At 70.9% G+C, this 2616-nt stretch carries 3 protein-coding genes; all 3 read right to left on the bottom strand.

Annotation, left to right across the window (positions count from 1 at the left end):
* The coding region (locus ETQ85_RS25750) for a CIS tube protein (RefSeq protein WP_222862322.1) at positions 1-621 on the bottom strand (621 nt) is incomplete at its 3' end.
* Positions 622-634: 13 nt separating this feature from the next.
* Positions 635-1144 carry a phage tail protein gene (locus tag ETQ85_RS25745; protein ID WP_148581830.1) on the bottom strand — a complete coding sequence of 170 codons (510 nt, stop codon included), beginning with the start codon at positions 1142-1144 and terminating at the stop codon, positions 635-637.
* Positions 1145-2616 (bottom strand): phage tail protein (locus ETQ85_RS25740; RefSeq protein WP_187394883.1); only part of this gene is annotated, 1472 nt, incomplete at its 5' end.

Raw genomic sequence — 2616 nt, 5'->3', positions numbered from 1 at the left:
GCCGTTGAGGGAGGCGATGGCCCGGGCCGCGCGCGGGTCGCCCAGCGCATTGGCGAGGCCCGCCGCGCCGCCCGGACCGTTGTTCTGACCGGGGCCGGCTTGCGGATGCACGGTGGGCTCCTCGGCCGACAGGTCGCCATCCACCGAGGCGCTCGGGCTGTGGCTGCTCTCGAAGGCGGGCTCATTGCTGGACAGGGTGATGTCCACGGTGGCGCGCAGGGGCACGCCGGCGGCGGCGAAGAAGTCGATGGTTTCCTTGTATTGCTCGACGACGCCGGTGAAGCGATAGACGCCCCAGCCGAATTCGACGATGGGGGGCGCCTTGTTGTTGCCGTCCTTGTAGGGCTGCAGCAGTTTCGCCATGTCATCGGTGTACAGGCGGATGTCCTCGCCGGTGTCGGTGGTGTCGAAAACCAGCTGCATGGTGAGCTTGGCGGTGGTCTGGCTGACGTGCTGCTTTTTCTTGGCGCCCTTGCCTTCTTCCTTGAGGGTGTTCTGCACCGTGTATTGCAGGGATTCCGGGTTGAAGTGGGCGTGCACGGTGACGCGCTGGGCCTGCGGGCCGCTCTTCGACGCGAAGGTGGCGATTTCGAGGTTTTCCGGTTCGGGGGTGGCGGGCATGGCCGTGTCGTCCTCAGAGGGCCGGGTCGAGGAGGGAGAGCCCCTCGTGGGCCAGGTGGAGTTCTTCGATGCCGACTTCGCTGCCGCGGGCGTTGAGGTCGGCAGCCTTGAACTTGACCGGCAGGGCGCGGGCCAGGCCCCAGGTCAGCACGGGGGCGCCGCTCGCATCGCGCATCTCGATCTCGACCTTCAGGCGGTAGGCGTAGGCGCCGCCGGACACCAGCTGGAACCATTTCCACAGGTCGCGGGTGGTGGTCATGCCGCGCTTGAGCACCACGGTGGCGAAGCTCACCCGGCCCATGCGCTGGGCCACGCCGTAGTTGGCGCCGCCGACCTTGATGAGCTTGGGCTCGATGGTCGCCTCCAGGCCGGTGCATTCGGCAAAGGCGCCGCTGCACAGGGTCAGCTCGGGGGCGTCGGGCGGAGGCGGGCCGAGGAGGGTGTCGCGCTTGAAGCGCACGTGGAAGTTGAAGACGTGCAGCGGGGCGAGGCGGTTTTCGGCGATGTCGGCGGGGTTCGGCATTCAGGCCACCTCCTGGATCGTGGCCGTGGCGGGCTCGCCGGTCTGCAGGTTCAGGACCACCGTAATGCGGGTGATTGACGCCGCCGGCAGGACGGTGATCTCGGCGATCAGGCGACCGTTGTCGAGGTCGTTCTGGTTCATGGTGCTGGCGTCGCAGCGCACCTGGTAGGCCTCGGAGGCGCTGGTGCCGCCAAAGGCGCCCTCGCGCCGGAAGGCTTCGAGCATGTCCTCGGTGCTGCGCCGCAGGCGTGCCCACAGGACCGGGCCGTTGGGGGCGAAGGCGTGGGCTTCGCCAAAGTGTCGCGCGGCTTTCAGGATGGCTGCCAGCAGCCGGCTGCTGCCGCCGAAGCGCCAGGCCTGAGTGGCGGCGCTGGTGACGTCGGACTGGACGGCGATGCCCTCCGGCTCCCGGGCGAAGACGCACAGGCGCTCGGCCAGCTGTTCGGTGGGGCTGTCCGGCCCGAGCCCCATGGCCGGCAGCGGGGTCAGGCCGATGACGTCGTCGAGGAGCGTGCCGGCCACCGACCGGAAGGTGCCGCGCTGCAGCGCATTGCGGGCCAGCAGGCCGGCGTAGAGGCCGTCGGCGGGCTCGATGGATTGGGGCAAGTCGGTGGAGCGCCGGCTGTGCAGCCACGGCCAGACGATCTGGGCGAAGGCGCTGGCGACGCTGGAGGGCGGGGCTGCGTTGCTGCCGGCCGCTTCGAGGATGCCGCTGCTGCGCAGGAAGGCGAGCAGGTCGTCGTGGGCCCGGCCGTCGTCGCGGCGGGCTTCGGGCAGCGGCAGGGCGGCGATGAAGAGGGTTTCGCGCTTGTGGCGGCGCAGGAAGTCGCAAGTCAGGCTGGCGGCCCGGCGCCAGGCATTGAAGCCGGCTTCGTCGCAGCCCGGTGCGGCCAGCCGGCGCAGGCCCGTGTCGGTGGGCAGGGGCGGCTCGTTGTCGCTGCATTCGACGAAGACCTCCGGCGGCGGAGGCGGCGTGAAGGCTGTCGGCGGGGCCAGCGGGTCGCTGGCGCACAGGTCGGGCAGGTCGGGCAGGCACAGGTGGCTCACCTCGGGCAGCCCGTAAAGGTGCTGGATGCCGCGCCAGGTGCGCGGGTCGGTCGGGTCGAAGGGCAGGGCGGCGGCGGCGCTGGCCGGCACCAGGCGGGCCAGGCGGGTGTCCCGGTTGATCGCCCGGCTGCCACCGCTTTCGAGGTAGGGAAAGGGGTCGGCGACGCGGATCACGATGGCCCGTTCGCCGCCGGTGGCGAAGTAGCTGCGCACGGCGGCACCCAGGTAGGTGGCGCAGTGCGTCTCGCCGCTGTGGGTGAGGGGGCGTGCGTCCCAGGCGAAGAGTTGCGCGAAGGCGTCCCACGAGTCGACGGCGACGGGTGTCTGTTCGAGCGATTCCAGCGCTGCCGGATCGCGCGCCCACGGGCCGTCGATCCAGCCGGCAGCGGTGAGTGCGCTGCGCAGTCCGGCCGGCAGCGGCACGC

Origin of the sequence: Zoogloea oleivorans (genome assembly GCF_008107625.1) — a bacterium.
Classification (GTDB): domain Bacteria; phylum Pseudomonadota; class Gammaproteobacteria; order Burkholderiales; family Rhodocyclaceae; genus Zoogloea; species Zoogloea oleivorans.
The sequence above is the reverse complement of the archived record's forward strand: the minus strand, read 5'-3'. Positions and strand labels throughout refer to the sequence as shown.

What these genes read in the sequence shown, in the direction of transcription:
- ETQ85_RS25745 (WP_148581830.1), bottom strand. Translation starts at nt 1,144, where the DNA reads ATGCCGAACCCCGCCGACATCGCCGAAAACCGCCTCGCCCCGCTGCAC.